The organism is Microcystis sp. M_QC_C_20170808_M9Col (assembly GCF_007095495.1).
Lineage (GTDB): Bacteria > Cyanobacteriota > Cyanobacteriia > Cyanobacteriales > Microcystaceae > Microcystis > Microcystis aeruginosa.
In genome coordinates, this window is sequence record NZ_SFBZ01000247.1 from 1 (window position 1) to 21,710 (window position 21,710).

Genomic DNA, 21,710 nt, shown 5'->3' on the forward strand with positions numbered 1-21,710 from the left:
ACTCTGTGTAAGACAGTACATGGTTTTTTAACTGTGGTATGCGACGGTGGTGGAAGCAGAAACTTAAATCGTGAGGTTTAGGAATCGCCGCACTTTTAGGGCGGCGAGGATGTCAACTATGACTCCTCTATCTGGCAACAAATAACCGAGGCAGCCCATGACTGAGCCAATTCCTGATAAATTATCGGAACGAATCGATACAGGTGTTAGAGTCGCAATCGCAGAAGCAATTGAGAGACACCGCCTCTTAGGAGAATCTATCAGCATTTTCAAAGATGGTCAAATTGTCACCTTAACAGCCGCGCAAATTCCGCCAAAACTTGCCAAAAAAACGGAAGTGTAAAAAATTGGTTGACTGTCTCAAATTTCACTATTCATAGAAACAGTTTCACCTATCCGAGGGATTTATATAGGGCTTGCTGAATAAATGTAAAATATAGACGAGGTAAGGGTTTTAGGGTTCTGTTTTGCTCTCACAGGTGCAAGATTTTGAGAGAATCTTCGTTCAAAACCTTGCGTCTTCATCGGCCCGTGTCCTGTAGGGGCGAAGCATTCGGGCAATAACCTATCGGTGAAACCGTAGATTTTCTATCCGAATGCTTCGCCCGTACTTTTTCAGCAGACCCTATATAGATGTCAATTTTAGCAAATTCCCGTTACGAAAATCAAAAGTACATAGTATAATAGTACTGTTCTTTACCTTTCGAGGTATAAATATGACCTTAACAGAAAAACAAAAAAACCTTTTGCGATGGATAGTTGAAGGAGTACGGGCTGGTTATTTTCCCGCCGAGGACAATATTTTGTGGGGTTGTCAGGTTTTCGGAGGTCCTAGTTGGCCAAATTACACGGGTTCTGATAGCTGTCCTGAGGTCGAATTCCCAACGCTCGGTGGATTAGAAAAATCTGGTTATATTAATTTGCAAACAATAGCCTCGGATGAATACAAGTGCGCTCTAACAGGAAAAGCTTATGAAGCGGTTGATTCTAACTTTGCTGAACCCAATCGCTCGGCTATTCGTCATCTAATTCCCTTGACTGAAGTTGAACATTTAGACTGCGAACTATGGGAGAGAGTCCGTTTTTCTGTGAGTGCGGGTGGAGATAATCCAAAAGCGTGGGATACTGCGATTCGCAATGCGACAGTGGTTTTAGAAGACCGCATGAGGAAACTGGGAAATATAGATAATATTAATCAAAAAGCCACGGGTAATGGTATTGTTAACCTAATTTTTGGAAGCAATAAATCTCTACAAAAAGATAAGCTTCCATCAGAAGAATTAGAGGCATACCGTGATTTATATTCGGGTACAATGAAGCTTTTTCGTAACCGTTACGCTCATCGATTCATCGATCCTAAACCAGAGGAGGGTGGAGAAATTATCGTATTCATTAATTTATTGTTGAAGATGCTAGATAATTTAGATTGGGAGACAGAAAACGAGAATACATAAATCTCTAATTCTTGTCTGGTTTAACGGTGGATTACGCTGAAGCTAATCCACCCTACTGTAGGATAATTGTCTTCTAGCTTCGTAGAGGATGACAGCAGTAGCGATCGCAACATTTAAAGATTCCACACCACCAAAGAGGGGAATTTTCACCGTTTCATCGGCTAAAGTCGCTAATTGGGGCGATAAACCGGCTCCTTCATTGCCTAATAATATTAAAGTCGGACGGGTAAAATCAATCTCCCAATGGCTTTTGGTGGCTGTGGGTAAAGTCGCGATCGCTTTTACCCCCTGTGCTTGATATTTTTTCACCAAAGCCGATAAATCCGATTCTACCACTAGGGGCGATCGAAACCATTCCCCGGCGGAACTGCGGATCACTTTGGGATTATCGATTTCGACGCTATCAAGACTTAACCAGATACCCTGTACCTCTGTAGCCACAGCAGTGCGAATAATAGTGCCGAGATTGCCTGGATCCTGCAATCTTTCCAAAACTAAGCCCAATTGTAGCGGATTTTGGGGGACTGGATGAAGGTGATCACGGGCAATAGTGGCAATCACACCATCGGGGTTAACCGTGGTTGCTAGGGAAGCGAGGACTTCCGGGGAAACTATCTCGACTCGTTTGGCTTGATTTTGAAGCTTCTCTGCTAATTCTCCCTGTCTTTGCTGCCACTTTTCAGTATAACAAACCGTCTCTAGGGAACAATTCACGGCTAAAGCCGTCTCTAGTAAGTGGGTTCCCTCAATTAAGGACAAATTCTGCTCCTGTCGCTCTCTAGTGCGGTGTAGCTTGCGAATTTGCTTGATTAAAGGGTTTTGAACACTGCTAATCATAGCCGTTACAGGAGAGCGATCGAGATTATAGCCAATCGGATTTTTCACCCCGCTAGGGCTACGCTAAACCACTGCGTCTTGAGGGAGATAATGCGGAACTCGGGACTTGAACCCGAAAGTCTTTGCAGACACTAGAACCTGAATCTAGCGCGTCTACCAATTCCGCCAGTTCCGCATTTTTCTTTCACAATCTTTTATTATACTATCGGACAATCCATAAGTCAAGATAGTTCAGATAATTAAGACAAAAATCGCTTTTCGGGGTAGAATCACCAATAATTTCCTCAAAAATCTGATAAAATGCAGTGTCATTTTGCCAAAGCTCTCCTTAGCCAAGACTGCCAACCAAGATAAATGAATCATCCTATGACCATCGATACCGAGCATCCCTATTTAGAAATTCAAGGTCGTCACTCTCTCAAGGGTGAAGTCAAGATCAGTGGTGCCAAAAATGCCGCTCTAGTGATTATGGCGGGGGCTTTACTCTGCTCCGACGAGTGCCAGATTAGTAATGTACCTGCCCTGGCCGATATCGAGCGGATGAGTCAAATTCTCTCGGCTTTGGGCGTGCAAGTCAGTCGCACCGGAGATAGACTAGAGATTGATGGCAGAGACCTCAAACAAGCTCAAGCACCCTACGATCTCGTCTCCCAGTTGCGGGCCAGTTTTTTTGCCATTGGACCGATTTTAGCCCGTTTAGGAGAAGCAAAAGTTCCCCTCCCCGGCGGCTGCGCCATTGGGGCCAGACCAGTGGATCTGCACGTTAGAGGCCTACAGTCAATGGGTGCAGATGTATTAATTGATCGTGGCATGGTACACGCCCGCGTTAAGGGTAATGGTCGTCTGAAAGGGGCGAATATTTATCTGGATTATCCCAGTGTGGGAGCGACGGAAACCCTAATGATGGCGGCGACTTTAGCGTTTGGGGAAACCATTCTCGGTAATGCGGCCCAGGAGCCGGAGGTGATTGATTTAGCCAATTTTTGTGTTTCCATGGGGGCAAAAATTCGCGGTGCCGGGACCAATACAATTGTCATCGAGGGAGTTTCCCGTCTGCACAGTACCGATTACAGTATCATTCCCGATCGCATTGAAGCTGGGACTTTACTGATAGCCGGGGCGATTACCCGCTCAGAAATTAGTCTTTATCCCGTGATTCCCAGCCATTTAGCTTCGGTAATTGCCAAACTGCACGAAATCGGTCCGGAAGTGGTGGAAGATGGTCCTAATCGTCTCCGGATTATCCCTAAAGACTTAAAAGCCACCGATATCGAAACCCTGCCCTATCCCGGTTTTCCCACGGATATGCAGGCCCAATTTATGGCTCTATTAACTTTAGCCGAGGGCAGTAGCGTGGTTAATGAGACGGTTTTTGAAAATCGTCTGCGTCATGTGGCCGAATTAAAGCGTCTGGGAGCAGATATCAAGGTCAAAGGAAATGTGGCCTTAGTGCGCGGTGTGCCTTTCCTCTCCGGGGCTCCGGTGATGGCCACGGATCTACGCGCTTCGGCAGCTTTGGTGGTGGCAGGATTAGCAGCCCGGGGGACTACTATTGTGCAGGGACTCCATCACCTCGATCGAGGTTACGATAATTTAGAGGGTAAATTAAGAGCATTAGGGGCAAATTTACGCCGGGTTGATCCTTTAGCCTTAGAATTGGCTACCCTGTCCCCATCTTAACAGAAAAAGGGCGAAGCATTCGGGCAATAACCTATCGCTGAAACCGTAGATTTCCCATCCGAATGCTTCGGCCCGACAGATATTATCTGACTTTTTCACCGCCTATTCATCTGCTGTAAAATAACGCTCTAGAAAATCCAGAGCATGATTTCTTAAATCATAATATTCTTGAGTTTCTCGCATGGCGTGACGATCCCGGGGATGGGGAAAAGGAACCGTTAAAATCTCACCGATATTAGCATGGGGCCCATTGGTCATTAAAACAATGCGATCGGACATGAAAATTGCCTCATCTACATCATGGGTAATCATAATCACCGCTTGCCGGTGACTCTCCCAAATTTTCAGCACTTCCTGTTGTAATTTTCGCTTAGTTAAAGCATCTAAAGCCCCAAAAGGTTCATCCATTAATAGCATTTTCGGTCGAGTTACCAAAGCGCGAGCGATGCCCACCCGCTGCTTCATTCCGCCGGAGATTTCTTCGGGATATTTATCAGCAGCGGCCGTTAAATGCACCATAGCTAAATGTTCATTAACAAGGCTATTTTTTTCAACTTTACTAGCACTTTTAAGAACTTCATCCACCGCCAAGCGAATATTTTCTCGCACTGTCAACCAGGGCAAAAGAGAATAATGTTGAAAAACCATCATGCGGTCAGCCCCCGGTTTACGAATTAACTTTCCTTCTAAAGTGACCTGTCCCGAGGAGGCTTGTTCTAAACCGGCAATAATTTTTAAAAGCGTCGATTTGCCGCAACCGGAATGACCGATCACCGAAATGTATTCCTGGGAACCAATAGTTAGATTGACCCCATCGAGGACAACAAAATTGCTGCCATCAGCCTTAGGATAAGCTTTAACGATATTTTTAATCTCTAAAAATTCCTCCCCGGAAAAGGAACTTGAGAGCGAGTTAGGAACAGAGGAGAATTGGGCCATAATAATTAATTATCCCTGCAAATAAAAGAATTGAGGTGAATTGGCGCGAATTTCAAAACTGTTGAGATAACCGACGAGATCGCTAGGATCAAAAGCTTTTTGATCGATAAAAGCCCCCGGCGGTACGACGTAATAATCCTCGCTGGGAGAAACAATACCCATATCGTTGGCGATTTGACGGTATAAATCGGTTTTCCAAGCTTTTTTGGCTACTTCTTCCGCATTTTTGGGTATTTCAGCAATCTGTCCCCAGCGAGCGGCTTGGGTGATTAACCAAAGACTTTCGGATTGCCAGAGAAAGGTAGAATGATCGTGATCGGCTTTGGCAATATCTTTCGGCATGGCGAAAAAAATTGTCGTCGCTAGATCCTCAACCAGACGTTTTCGATCATCGAAACCCCCATAGTTGTAATCCCCAACGATGCCGGGGCGGGTAAATTGTGGTTTTGCCCCTGTAAACGAGCGCCCGGAAATGATCGTCGCTACTTCCTCTCGATTTTCAGGTCGATCGCAATACTGACAAGCTTCAATCATCGCTTTGACTAAAGAGCGATAGGTTTTCGGGTTTTCTTCGATAAAGGACTCCATCACCGCTAGAATGCGATCGGGGTGTCCTTGCCAGATTTCCCGTCCCTGGGCAAAGGTAAAACCGACCCCTTCGTTACCCCTAATCGCCCTAGTGTTCCAGGGTTCGGCCACCATATAAGCCTGCATTGTGCCAATACGCATATTGTTGACCATCTGCGGCGGCGGAATAATCAAAAGACGAAATTCTTCGATCGGATTAATGCCCATCGATGCCGTCAGGTAACGCAGGAAGTATTCATAGATGGAGGAACTCAAGACCGCTGCCCAGATGCGCTCTTCCGGGGGGATACTCTGGAAATAGGCTTGCAGTTGCCGGCCCGCTTGCTCAAGATCGCCATTATACTCTCGCCAAGGTCGAAGGCCAAAATCCCACATCGGCCGGTTCATGGTCATAGCGTTACCGTGACGATGAATAGTCATCGCCCCACACAGAGGGGCAACCCGCGCCCCTTCTGCCCCCGTCCTCGCATTGGTAATCGCCCCGGAGACCACGGGAGAAGCGTCCAAGCGTCCGAAGATAATCCCATCACGGGAATTCGCCCAACTTGCTTCCCGACTGAGGGTGACATTCAGTCCATACTTACGAAAAAAGCCTTTTTCCCAGGCGACGGCGAAGGGGGCGCAATCATTGACGGGGACATATCCCACGGTGAGGTTAGGTTTTTCTAGGGTTTTCGGATCGATAATCGGGGTTACGGCTAGGGCTGCCTCGGTTAATCCCGTCGGGTTGCGACTGGCATTGATAGTACAGGCAGTCAGGCTACCAGTAACCAAAGTCGTCCCCAATCCCTGAAGGAAGGTACGTCTAGATATGGGGGGAATCATGGTATTAACTGCCCGGTTTAGCAGGACGATGGGTGACAAGGACTTGTAAACGGCTAATTAGGTAATCGAGGATTAAACCGGTAACGCCGATGACAATCACCGCCAGAAAGACGGAACTAAGGTTTAAGCGATTCCACTCATCCCAAAGAAAAAACCCGATTCCCACACCTCCGGTTAACATTTCCACGGCTACGATGACTAGCCAAGCAATTCCTAAACTTAAGCGCAATCCCGTAAAAATGTAAGGCAAACTAGCGGGGAGGATAATTTTAAAAATCTGGCGATATTTGGGCATTTCTAGGACTCTGGCCACATCGATATAGTCTTTGGGTACACTACCGACTCCTAGGGCTGTATTAATCATGGTTGACCAGAGGGAGGTGATAAAAATCACAAAAATGGCCGAGGGTTCCGCGACTCCAAACATGGCCAGAGAGATGGGTAGCCAAGCTAGGGGGGAAACGGGGCGTAGAATTTGAATGATCGGATTGAGGATGAGCATAGCCGGCCGGGATAGCCCGATGAGAAACCCGACCGGAATAGCCACTAATGCTCCCAACAGAAAACCGATTAAGACGCGTCGCAAACTGGCCAGCAATAGCCAACCGATGCCGAGATTGCCCGGACCGCGACGATAGAAGGGATGGAGAATATAATCGAGATTGCTAGTCAAGGCCTGCCAAGGATTGGGCATCAATTCACTTCGGAAAGTCGCAATCATCCACCAGAGGGTAATCAGACCGATAAAACCCATCGCCGGATACAGTACCACATCCTTAAACAGCCAAGCTTTCGCTTGCCTGCCTGTGGCACGCCCAGCGACTAAAATAGCCGCAATATTCATGTTATTTACCCTTATATAAGGATCGAGGTACAGATAATGAGCAGTACCAACCAAGAATCCTGAAAGAGTCAGAATATTTACAGGAATATTTCCTATTCTGTTTCTCTTCAGTCTTCCCCCAATGCCGACGAAGTTAGCTGACGGGCTAGGACTGAGAGATGTCCTTTTCATTGACTGAAATGCGCCCCAAATTCGGTTCCTCCGCTTCAACAGACCACGGTTGAATTAGGCTGACTTACTCTATTTGCCAAGAATGATAACACATTCGATCGAGTTGTGGGAAAATCCCGGTCGCCCCTGATACTAAATCATTTTTTAACAGTATGATTAACTCCCAATCCAACTTTAAAAACCCACTCCCCACTTCCCCAATTCATAATTCATAATTCATAACAGGAGTCCGCAGCGATCGCATTTACCAAATCTTAGCCATTACTAATACAAACCCCGGCAATTCTGGATCACCACTAATGGTTTCAGGAGCATTTAAAATCTCCGGTTCTCGATAGGGACGATAAATATAGACTTGGCGATTTTGGCGATCAATTAACCAGCCCAATAAAGTACCATTGGCAATATATTCCTCCATCTTTTTCTGCAAACTGGATACCGTATCACTAGCAGAACGCAATTCAATGACAAAATCGGGACAGATGGGGGCAAAAGAGGCTTTTTGTTTTTCTGTTAAAGCATTCCAGCGTTCTAATTTAATCCAAGCAGCATCCGGTGAACGAGTCGCACCATTGGGCAGCGTAAAACCCGCACTGGAATCAAACCCAAGCCCCGTTCCATCTAGTTCTGACCAGTTCCCCAGTTGCAGAGCTATATTAAAATTGCGATTACCCGTATCTGAAAAAGCAGGAGGCATAACGATCACTTCTCCACTAGCGCTGCGTTCAATGCGTAAATCTCGATTGGCTAAACAAAATTCATAAAATTGCTCCTCCGTCATCGGCATAATCCAAGGAAGATCAATCATCAAAGGAGCCGAGGTCGCTTGCACAAGTAGTGTCGTCATATTTTCGCCCTACTCAAGAATTACACGAATTAACAACTGAATGCCCTTCAATCTTAACTTAGCTCTTGTCAACGGCATTATTGACTACTAAAAGATAGAAGGCGATCGCTCTTAACCTTGCTAAAGAAGCCTGACGGAGAGGAATGTAAATATTTATAAAAATGTAGCTTAGAATACAGTTTTTATGGGGAGTGTGTGATTTTCTGTTGTCCGTCTTTTCAGAAAAAGAAACCACAAAAGTCTCCTAATACCATCAATAAAATCCCACAATTACCCTTCATTAATTGGAGGGGTTTTTATCAGTTGACTGTTGATTGTTCACTGTTCCGTGAGCGAGATTTGTCCATAATTCAGCCGACAAACTACTATTAATGCTTGGGGATAGTTTTTCCTAGCTTAGGGGGACTGAAAGTTTAATTTTCCCTCTGTTATTCAAATAGAATTATGAAACCCTCTTGCTGAAAATGATTGTCGTGAGTTAACACTTGACTGATTTTTAAGCGCTGCATGACCGTCATTGAAATACAATCTGTCAGGCTATATTCTTTGTCTGGACGGCGGCGGTATAACTCGAATCCTTGCAGGAATGATTCCAGGTTTTGCGGAATGACTTGAAGGCGGGGATTCTGGAGCAGATTATCGATAAATTCGACAGTACGTCGCTTCCGATTTGCTCCCCGGACTGACATAAAATTCAGTAGCTCTACCAAAACTTGATCCGTCGTCACAAGTTTAACGTTTTTGAGACTGGACGTAACTTCTCTGGCTTGTTGATGCCAATTATCTTGGGGATTGATTAAAGCAACCCAGTAGAAAGTGTCGGCAAAAATTTGTTTCATTGCCTTTTCTTGGGACTCCCATAAAGATAATGGTCATGCTCTTCTGCACCGTCAGATGGAAGCGGCTCAAGTTCTTCTTCAGGGAAGTTCAGATTCAACCTATCAACTATCTTTAAAATTGATTCTCCAGTCTCCTCTTGAGATATATCAGAAGCCATCAGATGAGTTTCCAGGGCATCTTTCAGTCGATTTAAAACGCCTTCTAGAGAGCTCTCCTGGTAATCAATTGCTGCTAATTCAGGAGATTTGAGTGAATATCCGTCGGGATTCTTGGAGATGACAATGCTGATTTGATTGACCATAATCCTTCCTATCTCAGGCTAATCAAGAATTGGGACTTCTTTAGTCTAGCAAAATAAGCAGGACATTTAAGGTTCTTCAGGATTTGGAAATGATTGTTCATCGGGAATTTTAATTGTCTGTTTTTGAGATTGGGATTGAAAGTTTAATTTTCCCTGAATCTTTCTAACAGTTCTGAGCGAGATAAATTGGCCAGAGAAAGAAGTAACCCGGTGCGTTCCGAGATGGGAAGTTGGGCAATCTGTCCCACCAGACCAGATAATTCTGTATCTAGGGGGCCAAACCGTCCTTCCAGAAGACTGGTTATCAGCGATAGTTGTCCTTCTAAACTGCCTCGTTGCATCCCTTCTTGTATCCCTCGTTGTATCCCTTCTTGTATCCCTTCTTGTTTCCACTCTTCTCGTTGTTGTAAATAAGCTGGTGATAGGTTCATAATGTCCTCCTGTTCTTCGGTACTTAAATTATCTCTTAATTCCAAACTCTTGCGCCAGTTGGCCAGAATTTCCAGTAAATTCTCTTGGAAAGGATTACCTTCAGGCAATTGCACTAATTCTTCTACTGCTCGTTTCTGTGTCCCTCCTTTCCCTAGCACCCTCAACCATAAAGTCTCCTCATTGACTGGTAATTGATGGATGGCGACGATTCCTGTTTTGAACAGGCTAGGGGAAAAATAAACTCCTTTTCCCCACTCCTCTTTCATCCCCTCTTCTGGTAGGAATGAAGGGGGGATTCCCACGACTTCTTCAATCATTCTCCCCGAAAAAGTAGGCGTTAAAATCCAGACAACTGGTAGTTCAGCTTCGGTTAGAGTTTTGTTTGTCCGTTTCGCCTTCCTCAAGACCTCGCCATGAACCGCATATAACTTTGAGATGCAACTGCGAATCTCTACCTCGGAGGGTGGGTTACGGAAAGGTTCAAATAAGCAGCAAGTCGCCGCCATTTTACCGAGTAACCCCAAGGGTAATTCAGTCCTTGATGCTGAACTGGCTGGTTCAAACCAGACATCGATTTCTTGGACTTCACTCTTGACTTTCTTGCTCTTTTTAATCGTCCCTAGAGACGCTAAGAGTTCTTCTAAATATTCCTTGGCAAATTGGTCGTGAATTTGGCGTGTCATTGCAGGGGATAATTAAGCCGAGAAAGTGCATTAACAATCTTGTTAGATCATAGCAAGTTTTGAGAATTTATCTTTTTAATCAACTAGGTTTAAATTAAAGATAATGCAGGACATTTAGGGACGGAGGTAACTTTTCTGGCTCGTTGATGCCAAGGATAGCGTTGATCGGATAGATGAGGTACAATAGCAGCGGTGTGGGAACCAATCTTGCTTAAAGGCCCCTTCTCAAGTTCCCAGAGCTTAGTCACCAATATTGCGAAAGTGACAGAAAAGAGATAATCTTGCGATCAATTGCCCAAAATAAAGGCTAGAATCGAAATATAGTATTGATCGCTACGGATTTTTCATGAATTACAGAAAATTTTGCTTGGCTTTTTTGCTGTCCCTTATCCTCATCAACACCGGATTAGTTATGCCTAGTTACGCAAACGAAAGAGAATTGAGGACAATTACCGTGACGGGGGAAGGAATAGAAAATATCGCCACTTCTCAAGCAATAGTGCGCTTAGGGGTAGAAGTTCAAGACAAAGAAGCGGGTAAGGTGCAGCGGGAAACCGCCAATCGTAGCGATGCGGTGGTTAAATTTCTCCGTTCCCGTCAAGTGGAAAAATTGGAAACCACCGGCATCAGTTTACAGCCCAATTATGACTACAGCAACAACCAAAGACGTTTAATCGGTTATATCGGGGCTAATTTGATTAGTTTTCAGATCGATATAGCCCAAGCGGGGATTTTAATCGATGAAGCGGTGAAAGTCGGGGCAACACGCATCGATGGGGTCAGTTTTACTGCCGGAGAATCAGCGATCGCAGCTGCCCAAAGAACCGCTCTCATCAAGGCCACGGAACAAGCTAGAGAACAGGCCACAATCGTGTTACAAGCCCTCGGTTTAGTGCCGAAAGAAACGGTTTCTATCCAAGTGGGTAATACCGGTAATCCCGTGCCAATAGCCCGCTCAGAAGCGGTTTTTCGGAGTGCCGATGCTGCCAGTAGCCCGGTTATCGGAGGGGAACAAACCCTGCGCGCTGCTGTCACCCTCGAAATTAGCTATTAAGATAACTTTCAGCTATCAGTTATCAGCCTGGGGTTTTTTGAGCGGAAATCTTGGATACAGGCTGATAAAATCAACGCCGATGTTCGGAAACTCTAGAAAAAACTGTCCCCCTCATCCGTGAATTATCCTAACTTTTTACCCACTGTTAGCGAGGGATTGAGTGAAGATACCTCCCTTGCTCTCCTCCAGAATATCCAGCAAATTGCCATCGATAGCCCTATCTATCCCCGATCGATTCTAACTACCTATAGTCAACAAGGGCAAGGTCAACCGCCTTTTCTCCTCCTGCACGGTTTTGATAGTTCCCTGCTGGAATTTCGGCGTTTACTACCTTTAATCGCCCAAAATAGGGAAACTTGGGCGATAGATCTACTCGGCTTCGGTTTTACTGAGCGAGAGCCAGATTTAGAAGTATCTCCGAAAACTATTAAAAGCCATCTTTACCATTTCTGGAGAACTGCGATCGCCGAACCGATAATTTTAGTCGGTGCTTCCATGGGGGGTGCAGTGGCCCTCGATTTTGCCCTCTCCTACCCGGAAATAGTGGCGAAATTAGTCCTCATTGACAGCGCAGGACTAGCTAATCCCCCAGTTTTGGGTAAATTGATGTTTTCTCCCCTCGATAAGTGGGCAACTAATTTTTTAGCCAATCCCCGCGTGCGCCAAAATATCAGTCGTACCGCCTATTTCGATCCAACTTTGGCTAGTGTTGATGCTTGCACCTGTGCTAGTCTGCACCTGAATTGTCCCCACTGGAGTGAGGCTTTAATCTCCTTTACCAAAAGTGGCGGTTATGGGTCATTTTTGCCGCAATTAAGCCAAATAAACCGAGAAACTCTGATTATTTGGGGAGAAAACGATCAAATTTTAGGCACAAAAGACGCGAAGAAATTTCAGCAGGCTTTACCTAATAATCAACTGGTCTGGATTCCTCGCTGTGGTCATGTTCCCCACCTCGAAAAACCGGAACTTACCGCGGCCGCAATAGTTAAATTTGCGAGCTAAAAACTTATAATAGGATTATTTGACCCTATAGTGCCAACTTTTATGAAATTTTTGCCGATCGCTCTCGCTGCATTCAGCCTTCTGAGTTTATCTGTCAATATTCCTGCTACCGTAGCCACACAACAGCTTTTTTGTCAAGGCCGCATGAATAACGGTTGGTCCTATTCGGCAGAATTTCTCAATGGACGTTTTGAACGCATTCGCTGGACGCGTTCCGGTCAACCTCCCCAAGTTTCTAGCCTTAGCTTTAAAAATACTAACAACAAAGGACAACCGATTTATCGTGGCAGTTTATTCGCCGCAGTCAGTGTGACCCTGATAGACTTATCGAAAGGAGATGTCCGTCCCGGTTCGCAAATTTCCGTGGGAGTGGAAGAATGGGGTTGGTCGCGGGGAAACTGCGGTCTTTCTAACCGATAAATCCCGGAACTATCGTCGACAAAAAAGGCTGAAGTATTTTCAGCCTCGTCTAAAAAATCAGATTTTACCCGCAAAATTAAGGAATAGGATGAGCCTGTTCCTTGCTTTCCAAGGTTTCGGGAACAGCTTCCGTCTTACCAAAAGCAATTCTGAGGAAGGGAGGAGCGAGGAAAGTGGTCAGGATCACCATAATAATAATCGACACCTCCAAAGGCTTGTCCAAAATTCCGCTGGCCGAGCCAATCCCAGCAAAAACTAGACCCACCTCACCCCGGGGAATCATGCCCACACCGATGGCGAGACGATTGATTCCGGATATGCCAAAAACTGCCCAGCCCGTCACCAGTTTACCGATAATCGCCACAACCATCAAAAAGACAGCGATCAAAAGTCCGGCCCGATTCTCCGGTACCGTTGGGTTTAAAACACCGAGGTCGGCACGCGCTCCCACCGTCACAAAGAAAATCGGCACAAGCAAATCGGCGATCGGTTTGATCAACTCATCCAACTCGTTGCGGGTATCGGTTTCATCAAGCACCAAACCAGCGGCAAAGGCCCCTAAAATCGCTTCAAGATGAATGGCGTTACCCAAAAATGCCATAAAGAAAGCGAAGACAAATGCGGGAATAACAATATTTCCCCGCGTTTTCAGCCGCTCCACGATCGCCACAAAACTTTTGTTAAAAATACCTCCCAACAAAATTGATCCGATCAAAAAGGCCGTAGCGCTGACAATCAGATAAATAACATTGGTCACATCAATCTCACCGGTTTTGGCTAAACTAGCGACCACAGCCAGAACAATAATACCAAGGACATCATCGATCACCGCCGCACCGACAATAATTTGCCCTTCTTTGGATTTGAGTTGACCTAACTCGGACAACACCTTCGAGGTAATACCGATACTGGTTGCTGTCAAGGCAGCCCCTGCAAAAATCGCCGGGATAGCCGCCACATGAAAGACGAGCATTAACCCGGCCGTACCTGCCGCAAAAGGTGCCGCAACCCCCACACAGGCCACAACCGTGGCTTGAATTCCCACTTCCTTGAGTTGTCGCAGGTCGGATTCTAGGCCAATTTCAAACAGCAGAATAATCACACCGATTTCAGCTAGAACCGAAATCACTTCACTTTGGGACTCAAAGATCCGGTCCACGGCAGCCGGGGCCAATTGATTCAATCCTTGCAGTACCGTCATAATCAGCGAGTCGGAGGCCGATAGCCCCCCTTCGGGAAAGATGAGCAGATGCAGTGCCGAAACGCCGACGATCACACCGGCGACCAGTTCTCCCAGTACGGGAGGAAAATCCAATCGTCTGGCGGCCTCTGCGCCGAGCTTGCTGGCCAGATAAATCACCACCAGTGTCAGCAATACGCCGGAGAGAATAATCGGTGAATCCTCGGCCACAACGGTGGCGAGCAAGGGGAGCGGAGTCATGGGGGCTGCTATCTCCCCGATCGAAGGAGGCAGAATAGGGGACAAAATCATCAGTTTAAAGGGATGAGGGTTAAAGATTTCAGGTGGTCATAAAACTGGGGGATAGGAAAAAGGGCCACCGCTCAAGGACAGTCAGGCTGGGGATGCGGTGGCCCGGATCAAGACAAGCTTAGTTGTCTAGATTTCACAGCCCTCTGGTCCACAGAAACTCTGTCCGTACAGAACCTCCGCATCACAGAGATAGATCATGCCCGCAAAATTGAGGAAAAACTGATCGGCAACCTGCTTGGCAATATTTTGGGCCATAATTCGATCGGGGGTAAGTATCTCGAACTTAACATTCGTATCGGTTTCGGAAACGTGGGGTTGTCCCGACGAGCGCACGTTGCGACTGCCTTTACCGCCAGTATCCATCACCGTGTAACCACTCGCCCCGCATTCTTCGATGATCTTGGCGACTTTTTTCAACAAAATCTTTTCTGTGACGATGACGAGCTTTTTGGCTGGTTTGGCCATGTTGATTATCTCCTTAAATGTGTACATTTATTTGCTTGGTAGACCCCGTCAAGGGAGCTCCCACCGACCACAATCCTAGCCGCCGCTGAGGGCCTGGGCGAGACCAACGAAGAACGGTATGCACAAGCCGATCGCTACGGGCGTACCGATGGCCGTGGACGCACCTATATAGGCGGAGGGATTAGCCGACGGGATACCGGCCCGCAACGTGGGTGGTCCAGAGATGTCGGAACTAGAGGAAGCGATGACGGCCAGCATGACCACACCCCCCCAGCTGAACCCGGTGGCGTAGTGGGCAATCATGCCGAGACCGAAGGCGATTAGACCATGTATAAACGGTGCTATGACGCTATAGACGACATACCACTGGGCCACCTTACGCAGTTCACCAACCCTTGACCAAGCCTCCATTCCCATGACCAGCATCAAGACCGAAAGCAAGCCGCGAAAGAGGGGATCGTAGAAGCTTTTATAGACACTTTCCGGCTGGGTGAATATGCCCAAAGCCAAACCTAATAACATGGCCGATAGGGCCGGTCCGCGCAGGCTTTCCTCAATGATCGGCCAGATCTTGACCCGATTATCCGCCGGCTGCTGCTGGCTGAGATACTCCTGCCGACTGCTGGGATAATCCTGCTGATCGGAATAATCCCCGGCCGCCACCGGCTGCTTGCTAAAAGACTCGCGGTCGTAGGCCGCTTCTTTGTTTTTCTTCTTGTTAAGATAAATGTTAGCCACCACGATCGCCGTTACCAGCGCCGGGATATCCATAAAAGGATAGAGTGCGCCAGCCCAGGCCTCGTAGGGGATCTTTTGTTCTTCGAGTACCGTCAGACCGGCTGCCATAGTCGAGCCACTCACGGCTCCAAATAACCCCCCAGTTGCGATCGCATCGACCACTTTCACCTTGGGCAGATTGGCTAAGGTATAGCGTGCGACGAAGACCACAATAATCCCTACTATGACGGCAAAGATCATTGGTAATACCATTTCCGTCAGGTTGGAATTGCGGATGGCAATCCCGCCGGTCAGACCGATTTTGGTCAGCAGCATGAAGACGATGATCGTACAAATCGACTCTGGAATTACCAATTCACTCCCGAGAGCAGCAATGATCATCCCACCAATCAAAAAGGCCAGCGTTGGCGACTGCAACTGCTGGATAAAGTCCATGACAAACAATGAGAAAAAATCCACGAATACCTCCTTAAGCCTCCCCTGATGAGGAGTATTGAATATAAACGAACTAAATCAACCTTCAAAAGCTGAAAGAGAGTAAGAGTAAGGCCCTTTACCCCTTAAGCAAACCTGTTGCGGGCAGAACTTTGGACAGCGTCAAGTCCGCAGGTAAGCCTAATTCGGGATTTTTGGCGGTTAAACTGGCCCCGATCGCCGTCCCAGAAGCTACCCCGAAGGCGAGAGCTAGAGGGTGATAAACGATGGCAGCTGTTACACCACGGAAGATATCACCCCGCAAATTGTCAAAATGAGTACGATTGGTTATTTGCATGAGAATCCAACTGAGCAAAGGATTTTTTGCCACAACAAAGCCGGCGGTTGACAGACCAGCCTTGATAGACAAAACTTTATGGTTTTTAAAGATCGATTGTTATAAATCTATACTAGAACGGATATCTTGACAAGCAAATTTTTGTAAATTGAGTTTGAATCGATATATCTTTACAAAAGTATTGATTTAAACCTATGATATAAGCAGTGTGGGAAGTTTTCACCCGTTCCCCTCCATTCCTGCTTCTGTTTAGCAAAGCTCCTCAAGGCAGTAACAGAAGTGTAGCGCTCTAGAGGCCTCTCTTGATTCACGCCACTTTACATCAACTGATTGTCTTTGAAGCGACCGCTCGTCATGGCAGTTTCACCAAAGCTGCTGAAGAACTATCGATCACCCAACCCACGGTTTCCACCCAGATGAAACAACTGACTAAAGCAGTGGGTCTGCCCTTATTCGAACAGATAGGCAAACGTTTGTATTTAACCGAGGCCGGACGCAGTTTATTAGTAACCTGTCAGGCAGTCCTCAAGGATCTTGATAACTTTGAGATGGCGATCGCTGATATCAAGGGGATTAAACAGGGTAAACTGCGTTTAGCGGCGGTATCCACAGCCCAATATTTAATCCCTCAGATCCTAGGTCCTTTTTGTCAACAGTACCAAGGGGTGGATGTGTCCCTAGAATTGACCAATCACCAAGATCTAGAAGCAAGGATAATCAATAATGTTGATGACCTATATATTTTAAGCGAACCCCCCGAAGATCTAAACCTGGAGATTCAACCGTTTCTGGAAAACCCCCTTGTGGTTATTGCCCGCAAAGATCACCCCCTAGCGGGACAGAAAAAAATTCCGATTAAACGGCTGCAAGGGGAACCTTTTATCATGCGGGAAATGGGATCGGGAATTAGACGGGCAGTGCAGCAAATTTTTCTCGACCATGGCATCACTGTATCTTTGCGTTTGGAAATCGGCAATAATGAAGCCATTAAACAAGCGGTCGCCGGTGGTTTAGGAATTTCGGTTCTGTCTCAGCACGTCTTAAATTTAGATAATCCTCATGGGGAATTTACCATCCTTGACGTGGAAGATTTTCCCATCCAACGCCATTGGTATGTGGTTTATCCCAAGGATAAAAAACTATCCGTGATCGCCAAGACTTTTCTTGATTATCTCCTCTCAGGGGAATTAGGGGTGTATGTACCCACAGACCCCCGATCAAGTCGAATTCGGTAAGCGCAAGCGATCAATCTATATCGCATCCGAAAAGGTGGAGAATGTTCGAGAACTCGATCGCGTGGGGAAACCGATCGGCGAAATCCTCAAGGCGATCGATTCTCCCAAAACCCGCCAGGATTTAATCCTCATAAATGCGGCACTCTAAGGCATCAGGATTGGCTTCGCAGTAGGACTGGAGTGAGTTATTCCCCTGTTTTTTGACCCGTTGATGGGAGGCTTCCGCTTGGAGTTCCTCCACCACATCCCAGGCTGCGGCGCAATCGGGAGAGATTTCACCCTTGGCCGCACAAATTGCCCGCGCGTCTTCGCGGGCTGCTTCAATTTCATCTTCAATGAACAACCGCTTGGGCTTTTCGACAAAATCGCTCTTGAAGAGAATATCACTGACAGAAATAATGCCCAGCAAAGTTTTGCCCTGAATCACGGGGGCGCGGCGAATGCGGGTTTGAGCAAATAACCGAGCCACATATTCCACCCCCAGTTCGGGATTGACGACCACACAGGGCTTGGCCATAATTTCATAGACCCGCATAGTTTTAGGATCGTGGCCAAAGGCCGCCACTTTGTAAACGATGTCGGTTTCGGTGACAATTCCATAAGGGTCCTGTTCATGGCGCGGTTCGACAATCAACCCCCGCAGTTTTTTTTCTTTCATCAATTTCACGGCATCGGCAACCGTTGCCGAACCACGAATGGTGACAACGTTTTGGGTCATAATTTCTTGAGCTTGTAGCATATATGGTTTGGTTTTTTTTAAATGAAAGAACTGGTATAAATGCAAAAGTTGACTAGGGTTGTCCCGATAGCAATTTCCTAGACTCTTGTGGGCTGAGTGCCACTGTCAACAGAGATGACCAGGGCCAATGGGCGCTCGCTGATTTTGGCTGGGACGGGGTAGCGGCGGCTGTGTTCCCCTGAATGCCTGGAGCATAGGCCTCCAGCACAGCGCCGTTTTGCCAACACATGGCGATGAAATAATCACACACTGGGCATTCCGTCTGAGCAACCTGCCGGGCCGGACACTTATATCCTGCGGGTAGGCGATCGCTCAAGAGCCTTTGAGCTACGCTGCCACAGTTGGGACATCGAATTTCTATCAGCTTGTTCATCGCCATACCTCAAAATTGAATAGTGGTGTGAGAAGGAAAGGGTTGGGAGCATCTCACTTACGCGATAAGTAATTATACTTAGCCTAAAAGCCACTCTTAATCGTGTCTTGGAACGAAATCGAGGCTTTTAAAGACTGCGTACATGGAGAATTAAAACAAGAATGAGATGCTCCCGAAAGGGTAAAGGGTTAAGGTCGGACGTTTGTCCAGAGTGGAAGACTATAATTGTCGTTCTACTGCAGCGGTAAATTCTTCATAGGGTTTAACCCCAACTAATGTTTCTATCAATTTCCCCTGTTTAAATACCATGACAGCCGGAATACTTCTAATCCCAAAGCGTTTGGCTACGGGTTTGTTACTGTCCAGGTCAAGTTTGAAGACTTTGGCGCGATCGCGATAGTCATCGGCCAATCGATCGATCAACGGCGCCACCAGTTTGCAAGGTCCACACCAGGTTGCCGTGCAATCTACCACCAACAGTGATTCACTCTTTAACAGGGAATCAAATTCACTTTCATCTTGAATAAATGTAGCCGTACCCATGTTTATATCTCCAGATTGATGCTGTGTAACTTAGGACAAATTCTCTTCTCGGTGCGTTTTACAATATAAATTCAGCTTTGAACCGCTCCTCATCTAAAAATGCTTGGCCTTGGCCTCTTTAACTTTCCCCCAGAAAGGGAGAGGGGTTGAGGTACAGGACTATGAATAGAAAAAAATGGCATCAGTCAATGTCCGCCTCCCGGGGGTATCGTCTATAGTTTGGTCGTCCCAGACATCGATGGTGATATCTAGTCCCTGCTCATGCAGGGGTTTTACTTTGTAAGTCGTCATCGGCTGCTCCCAATCAAAACAAATTTGCGACGTTAAGTTACGGTAATATGGTATTGCAAGTCATTGCATTGACATCCCCTATGACAGCGACCCCTTCAAACGATTTATCTGCCTGGGAGCGGCTAGAACAAGGTAGACAAGCAAAAGCAAGCAACGGTGGTTATGCGGGCTACGGCTCCCCTGCCTTTGGACAACGATCGATCGATGGTGAATTAGTGGATGATCCGGAAGAGTGCCGGGTCATTGAACTGATTCGCCGTCATCACAAATCAGGGAAATCCTTGCAGAAGATCGCGGATTGGCTTAATGAACAGGGCTACACCACCAAACGTGGTCAACCATGGCAGCGTATTTCCGTAAAGCGGGTGCTTGATCGACTATATGGAAAGGTGTCCAGAATTTCCGGAGTAACCCCTCAGACCGAGCATAACTCGGAAGTACTCACCCCAGCGTCTGGTGATGCCGCTCCTAAAACCATTAGAGGCTCAATAACCCCTAAATAAAAAGTTTCAGGCTTTACCCTGTTACATCCCTCTATGATACACCGAAGTGGGTCGAAAATCTTTACGAGTTTAATAAAAATTGTAATAAAACGTTACATATTTTAGGAAAAAGTTAAATGACGCTACACTTTGAGATAGTTTTAGAACGGGTTTTGGCAACTCTGAGAGCCGGGGTTCTTTGCCCAGTGGCTGTTCTGTCTATCTTGGCCTTTGCGATCGCAGGATGGTGCTGATGTCCCTCGATACACCTCTGAGTTGGGCCCCCGATCTGGAAAAGGCGATCAATCGCCAACCCTTGACGGTGCCGCCAACCACTTCTCTGGCGGATGCGATCGCCCTAATCGGTCAGGCCCATAGCCGTCTGTGTTTACTCACCGATGACCTATCCCCTCTAGCTGCTCCGGCCGGAGAGGTGCGTGTTAGCTGTCTGCTGGTGGTGCAGGGGCAAGAGTTATTAGGAATTTTGACAGAACGCGATGTGGTGCGACTCACCGCTCAAGGGATTAACCTGTCCGAGACAACCGTTGCCGATGTGATGGTACATCCCCTGATCACGTTGCCCCAGCAATCTGCTCAAGACATTTTTGCCGCCCTGTTTTTGTTTCGGCGCTACCGAATTCGCCATTTGCCGATTGTCGATGACCAAGGACAGTTAATCGGGGTGATCTCCCATGAAAGTATTCGCCAGATTTTGCGTCCGGCCAATCTGTTGCGGTTTCGTCGCGTATCGGATGTGATGACCACTCAAGTGGTACAGGCCCCACTCACCGCCACAGTCCTGCAATTGGCCCAGTTAATGGCGGAACATCGTGTCAGTTGTGTGGTGATCACCCAGAGAAATTCCGAAGACAATGACTACCCCGTTGGTATTGTGACAGAGCGAGATCTTGTCCAATTTCAAGCAGTTCAAATCGATCTGCACAAAACTAGGGCCCAGACGGTGATGAGTACGCCCTTATTTCTCCTCAGCCCCGAGGATTCCCTGTGGACGGCCCATCAGGAAATGCAAAAACGGCGGGTGGGGCGTTTGGTGGTTTCTTGGAACTGGGGGCGGGGGTTGGGCATTGTTACACAAACCAGTCTGTTAAGGGTTTTTGACCCGATGGAAATGTATGGGGTGATTGAAAATTTACAACAAACGATTCAACAGCTAGAGTCCGAGCGATCGCCCTCCCTTCCTTCTCCACCAGCGGACTTATTACCCCAACCAACTTGTGATCCATCCCAAAAAGACATCGCAGGAGATCGCGAATTATTACTTGCCTTGCTGGACAATGCCTACAAAGACGTAAAGTATATGTTGGCTAACTTAGATATTGTCGTCGAGCAGCGGCGATCTTTGCTTCAATCTGTTCTAGAGACGCTTGCGTACCTCGGTCGTGAAATTAGCTCTTAGACGAGGTCTATTGACTCTCCCCCGCTAACCGCTCGCGCGGTGTAGCGGGGGATTCTCGGTTCTTAGGCTTTTAACTAGATCGACCGAGTTTAACCCGGTCGATCCCCGTCAAATCGCCTCCGCGAGCGTTTTCTAACACGGTCAGTCCGACCGCGTTTTTTCCTCGGTTCTCGATTACCTTTGCTGATGCCGTATCTCTTGGTTCGATGTGACCGCAAGAATCACACCGGTGAACTCTTTCCG

At 46.9% G+C, this 21,710-nt stretch carries 25 protein-coding genes, 1 tRNA gene, 1 pseudogene and 1 riboswitch; of the genes and pseudogenes, 10 read left to right on the plus strand and 17 right to left on the minus strand.

The window, feature by feature from the left end:
- Nucleotides 1–157: 157 nt before the first annotated feature.
- Together EWV68_RS14685 and EWV68_RS14690 are read left to right on the plus strand one after the other, a co-directional pair.
- Nucleotides 158–343 carry a hypothetical protein gene (locus EWV68_RS14685; protein WP_002752778.1) on the plus strand — a complete coding sequence of 62 codons (186 nt, stop codon included), beginning with the start codon at nt 158–160 and terminating at the stop codon, nt 341–343.
- Between the two features lie 373 nt (nt 344–716).
- Nucleotides 717–1,454 (plus strand): TIGR02391 family protein, encoded by a 738-nt coding sequence (locus EWV68_RS14690; protein ID WP_103111103.1) that lies wholly within the window; start codon nt 717–719, stop codon nt 1,452–1,454.
- A gap of 42 nt (nt 1,455–1,496) precedes the next feature.
- On the opposite strand, the gene EWV68_RS14695 is transcribed toward EWV68_RS14690, so the two are convergent.
- Nucleotides 1,497–2,291 carry a TrmH family RNA methyltransferase gene (locus EWV68_RS14695; RefSeq protein WP_287170251.1) on the minus strand — a complete coding sequence of 265 codons (795 nt, stop codon included), beginning with the start codon at nt 2,289–2,291 and terminating at the stop codon, nt 1,497–1,499.
- 91 nt (nt 2,292–2,382) lie between these two features.
- Nucleotides 2,383–2,466, minus strand: a tRNA-Leu gene (locus EWV68_RS14700).
- A 191-nt stretch (nt 2,467–2,657) separates the two neighbouring features.
- On the opposite strand from EWV68_RS14700, the gene murA reads away from it, so the two are divergent.
- Complete coding sequence (gene murA, locus EWV68_RS14705; RefSeq protein ID WP_287170239.1) at nt 2,658–3,971, plus strand: UDP-N-acetylglucosamine 1-carboxyvinyltransferase; 1,314 nt, start codon at nt 2,658–2,660, stop codon at nt 3,969–3,971.
- Between the two features lie 102 nt (nt 3,972–4,073).
- On the opposite strand, the gene EWV68_RS14710 is transcribed toward murA, so the two are convergent.
- The 7 genes from EWV68_RS14710 to EWV68_RS14740 all read right to left on the minus strand — a co-directional run bounded on the left by EWV68_RS14710 (nt 4,074) and on the right by EWV68_RS14740 (nt 10,441).
- Nucleotides 4,074–4,910, minus strand: a complete 837-nt coding sequence (locus tag EWV68_RS14710) for an ABC transporter ATP-binding protein (RefSeq protein WP_108936657.1) — start codon at nt 4,908–4,910, stop codon at nt 4,074–4,076.
- Nucleotides 4,911–4,919: 9 nt separating this feature from the next.
- Nucleotides 4,920–6,323, minus strand: coding sequence for a CmpA/NrtA family ABC transporter substrate-binding protein (locus EWV68_RS14715; RefSeq protein WP_287170240.1), 1,404 nt, complete (start codon nt 6,321–6,323; stop codon nt 4,920–4,922).
- 4 nt (nt 6,324–6,327) lie between these two features.
- Nucleotides 6,328–7,167, minus strand: a complete 840-nt coding sequence (gene ntrB, locus EWV68_RS14720; RefSeq protein ID WP_061431454.1) for a nitrate ABC transporter permease — start codon at nt 7,165–7,167, stop codon at nt 6,328–6,330.
- A 107-nt stretch (nt 7,168–7,274) separates the two neighbouring features.
- Nucleotides 7,275–7,409: riboswitch (cyclic di-AMP (ydaO/yuaA leader) on the minus strand.
- A gap of 173 nt (nt 7,410–7,582) precedes the next feature.
- Complete coding sequence (locus tag EWV68_RS14725; protein WP_061431455.1) at nt 7,583–8,185, minus strand: Uma2 family endonuclease; 603 nt, start codon at nt 8,183–8,185, stop codon at nt 7,583–7,585.
- A gap of 428 nt (nt 8,186–8,613) precedes the next feature.
- Nucleotides 8,614–9,024, minus strand: a complete 411-nt coding sequence (locus EWV68_RS14730; RefSeq protein ID WP_287170241.1) for a type II toxin-antitoxin system VapC family toxin — start codon at nt 9,022–9,024, stop codon at nt 8,614–8,616.
- Nucleotides 9,021–9,326 carry a hypothetical protein gene (locus EWV68_RS14735; protein WP_287170242.1) on the minus strand — a complete coding sequence of 102 codons (306 nt, stop codon included), beginning with the start codon at nt 9,324–9,326 and terminating at the stop codon, nt 9,021–9,023. The genes EWV68_RS14730 and EWV68_RS14735 overlap by 4 nt, the downstream gene beginning before the upstream one ends.
- 143 nt (nt 9,327–9,469) lie before the next feature.
- Nucleotides 9,470–10,441 (minus strand): RpnC/YadD family protein, encoded by a 972-nt coding sequence (locus tag EWV68_RS14740; RefSeq protein ID WP_287170243.1) that lies wholly within the window; start codon nt 10,439–10,441, stop codon nt 9,470–9,472.
- A 346-nt stretch (nt 10,442–10,787) separates the two neighbouring features.
- Between EWV68_RS14740 and EWV68_RS14745 the strand changes: the two genes are divergently transcribed.
- The 3 genes from EWV68_RS14745 to EWV68_RS14755 all read left to right on the plus strand — a co-directional run bounded on the left by EWV68_RS14745 (nt 10,788) and on the right by EWV68_RS14755 (nt 12,920).
- On the plus strand, nt 10,788–11,495 hold the full coding sequence (locus EWV68_RS14745) for an SIMPL domain-containing protein (RefSeq protein ID WP_287170244.1): 708 nt from the start codon (nt 10,788–10,790) through the stop codon (nt 11,493–11,495).
- A 117-nt stretch (nt 11,496–11,612) separates the two neighbouring features.
- On the plus strand, nt 11,613–12,500 hold the full coding sequence (locus EWV68_RS14750) for an alpha/beta fold hydrolase (RefSeq protein WP_287170245.1): 888 nt from the start codon (nt 11,613–11,615) through the stop codon (nt 12,498–12,500).
- A gap of 42 nt (nt 12,501–12,542) precedes the next feature.
- Nucleotides 12,543–12,920, plus strand: coding sequence for a hypothetical protein (locus EWV68_RS14755; protein ID WP_079207017.1), 378 nt, complete (start codon nt 12,543–12,545; stop codon nt 12,918–12,920).
- A 76-nt stretch (nt 12,921–12,996) separates the two neighbouring features.
- Here EWV68_RS14755 and EWV68_RS14760 read toward each other — a convergent pair whose 3' ends face one another.
- The 4 genes from EWV68_RS14760 to EWV68_RS14775 all read right to left on the minus strand — a co-directional run bounded on the left by EWV68_RS14760 (nt 12,997) and on the right by EWV68_RS14775 (nt 16,459).
- The gene (locus EWV68_RS14760) at nt 12,997–14,412 is read right to left on the minus strand and encodes a cation:proton antiporter (RefSeq protein ID WP_287170246.1); all 1,416 of its coding nucleotides are present in this window, start codon (nt 14,410–14,412) and stop codon (nt 12,997–12,999) included.
- A gap of 126 nt (nt 14,413–14,538) precedes the next feature.
- Entirely contained in the window at nt 14,539–14,877 is a 339-nt protein-coding gene (locus tag EWV68_RS14765; protein ID WP_002757700.1) for a P-II family nitrogen regulator, read from the minus strand.
- A 75-nt stretch (nt 14,878–14,952) separates the two neighbouring features.
- Nucleotides 14,953–16,074 carry a sodium-dependent bicarbonate transport family permease gene (locus tag EWV68_RS14770; protein ID WP_287170247.1) on the minus strand — a complete coding sequence of 374 codons (1,122 nt, stop codon included), beginning with the start codon at nt 16,072–16,074 and terminating at the stop codon, nt 14,953–14,955.
- Between the two features lie 94 nt (nt 16,075–16,168).
- On the minus strand, nt 16,169–16,459 hold the full coding sequence (locus tag EWV68_RS14775) for a sulfate permease (protein ID WP_287170248.1): 291 nt from the start codon (nt 16,457–16,459) through the stop codon (nt 16,169–16,171).
- Nucleotides 16,460–16,689: 230 nt separating this feature from the next.
- Here EWV68_RS14775 and EWV68_RS14780 point away from each other — a divergent pair, with 230 nt between their 5' ends.
- Nucleotides 16,690–17,622, plus strand: a complete 933-nt coding sequence (locus EWV68_RS14780; protein ID WP_061431462.1) for a LysR family transcriptional regulator — start codon at nt 16,690–16,692, stop codon at nt 17,620–17,622.
- Nucleotides 17,585–17,770, plus strand: a complete 186-nt coding sequence (locus EWV68_RS14785; RefSeq protein ID WP_061431463.1) for a hypothetical protein — start codon at nt 17,585–17,587, stop codon at nt 17,768–17,770. The genes EWV68_RS14780 and EWV68_RS14785 overlap by 38 nt, the downstream gene beginning before the upstream one ends.
- Here the strand turns inward: EWV68_RS14785 and EWV68_RS14790 are convergent.
- The 3 genes from EWV68_RS14790 to trxA all read right to left on the minus strand — a co-directional run bounded on the left by EWV68_RS14790 (nt 17,744) and on the right by trxA (nt 19,277).
- Entirely contained in the window at nt 17,744–18,361 is a 618-nt protein-coding gene (locus EWV68_RS14790; RefSeq protein ID WP_008199826.1) for a CP12 domain-containing protein, read from the minus strand. The two genes, EWV68_RS14785 and EWV68_RS14790, sit on opposite strands and share 27 nt — an antisense overlap.
- A 52-nt stretch (nt 18,362–18,413) precedes the next feature.
- The gene (locus tag EWV68_RS14795; RefSeq protein WP_353737400.1) at nt 18,414–18,740 is read right to left on the minus strand and encodes a hypothetical protein; all 327 of its coding nucleotides are present in this window, start codon (nt 18,738–18,740) and stop codon (nt 18,414–18,416) included.
- A 213-nt stretch (nt 18,741–18,953) separates the two neighbouring features.
- Nucleotides 18,954–19,277 carry a thioredoxin gene (gene trxA / locus EWV68_RS14800; RefSeq protein WP_287170249.1) on the minus strand — a complete coding sequence of 108 codons (324 nt, stop codon included), beginning with the start codon at nt 19,275–19,277 and terminating at the stop codon, nt 18,954–18,956.
- A gap of 338 nt (nt 19,278–19,615) precedes the next feature.
- Between trxA and EWV68_RS14805 the strand changes: the two genes are divergently transcribed.
- Both EWV68_RS14805 and EWV68_RS14810 read left to right on the plus strand, forming a co-directional pair.
- Nucleotides 19,616–20,071, plus strand: coding sequence for a recombinase family protein (locus EWV68_RS14805; RefSeq protein ID WP_004162609.1), 456 nt, complete (start codon nt 19,616–19,618; stop codon nt 20,069–20,071).
- Nucleotides 20,072–20,294: 223 nt separating this feature from the next.
- Nucleotides 20,295–21,467 carry a CBS domain-containing protein gene (locus EWV68_RS14810; protein ID WP_287170250.1) on the plus strand — a complete coding sequence of 391 codons (1,173 nt, stop codon included), beginning with the start codon at nt 20,295–20,297 and terminating at the stop codon, nt 21,465–21,467.
- A gap of 70 nt (nt 21,468–21,537) precedes the next feature.
- Here the strand turns inward: EWV68_RS14810 and EWV68_RS21930 are convergent.
- Nucleotides 21,538–21,710 (minus strand): annotated as a pseudogene (locus tag EWV68_RS21930) (RNA-guided endonuclease TnpB family protein); the annotation flags it as partial.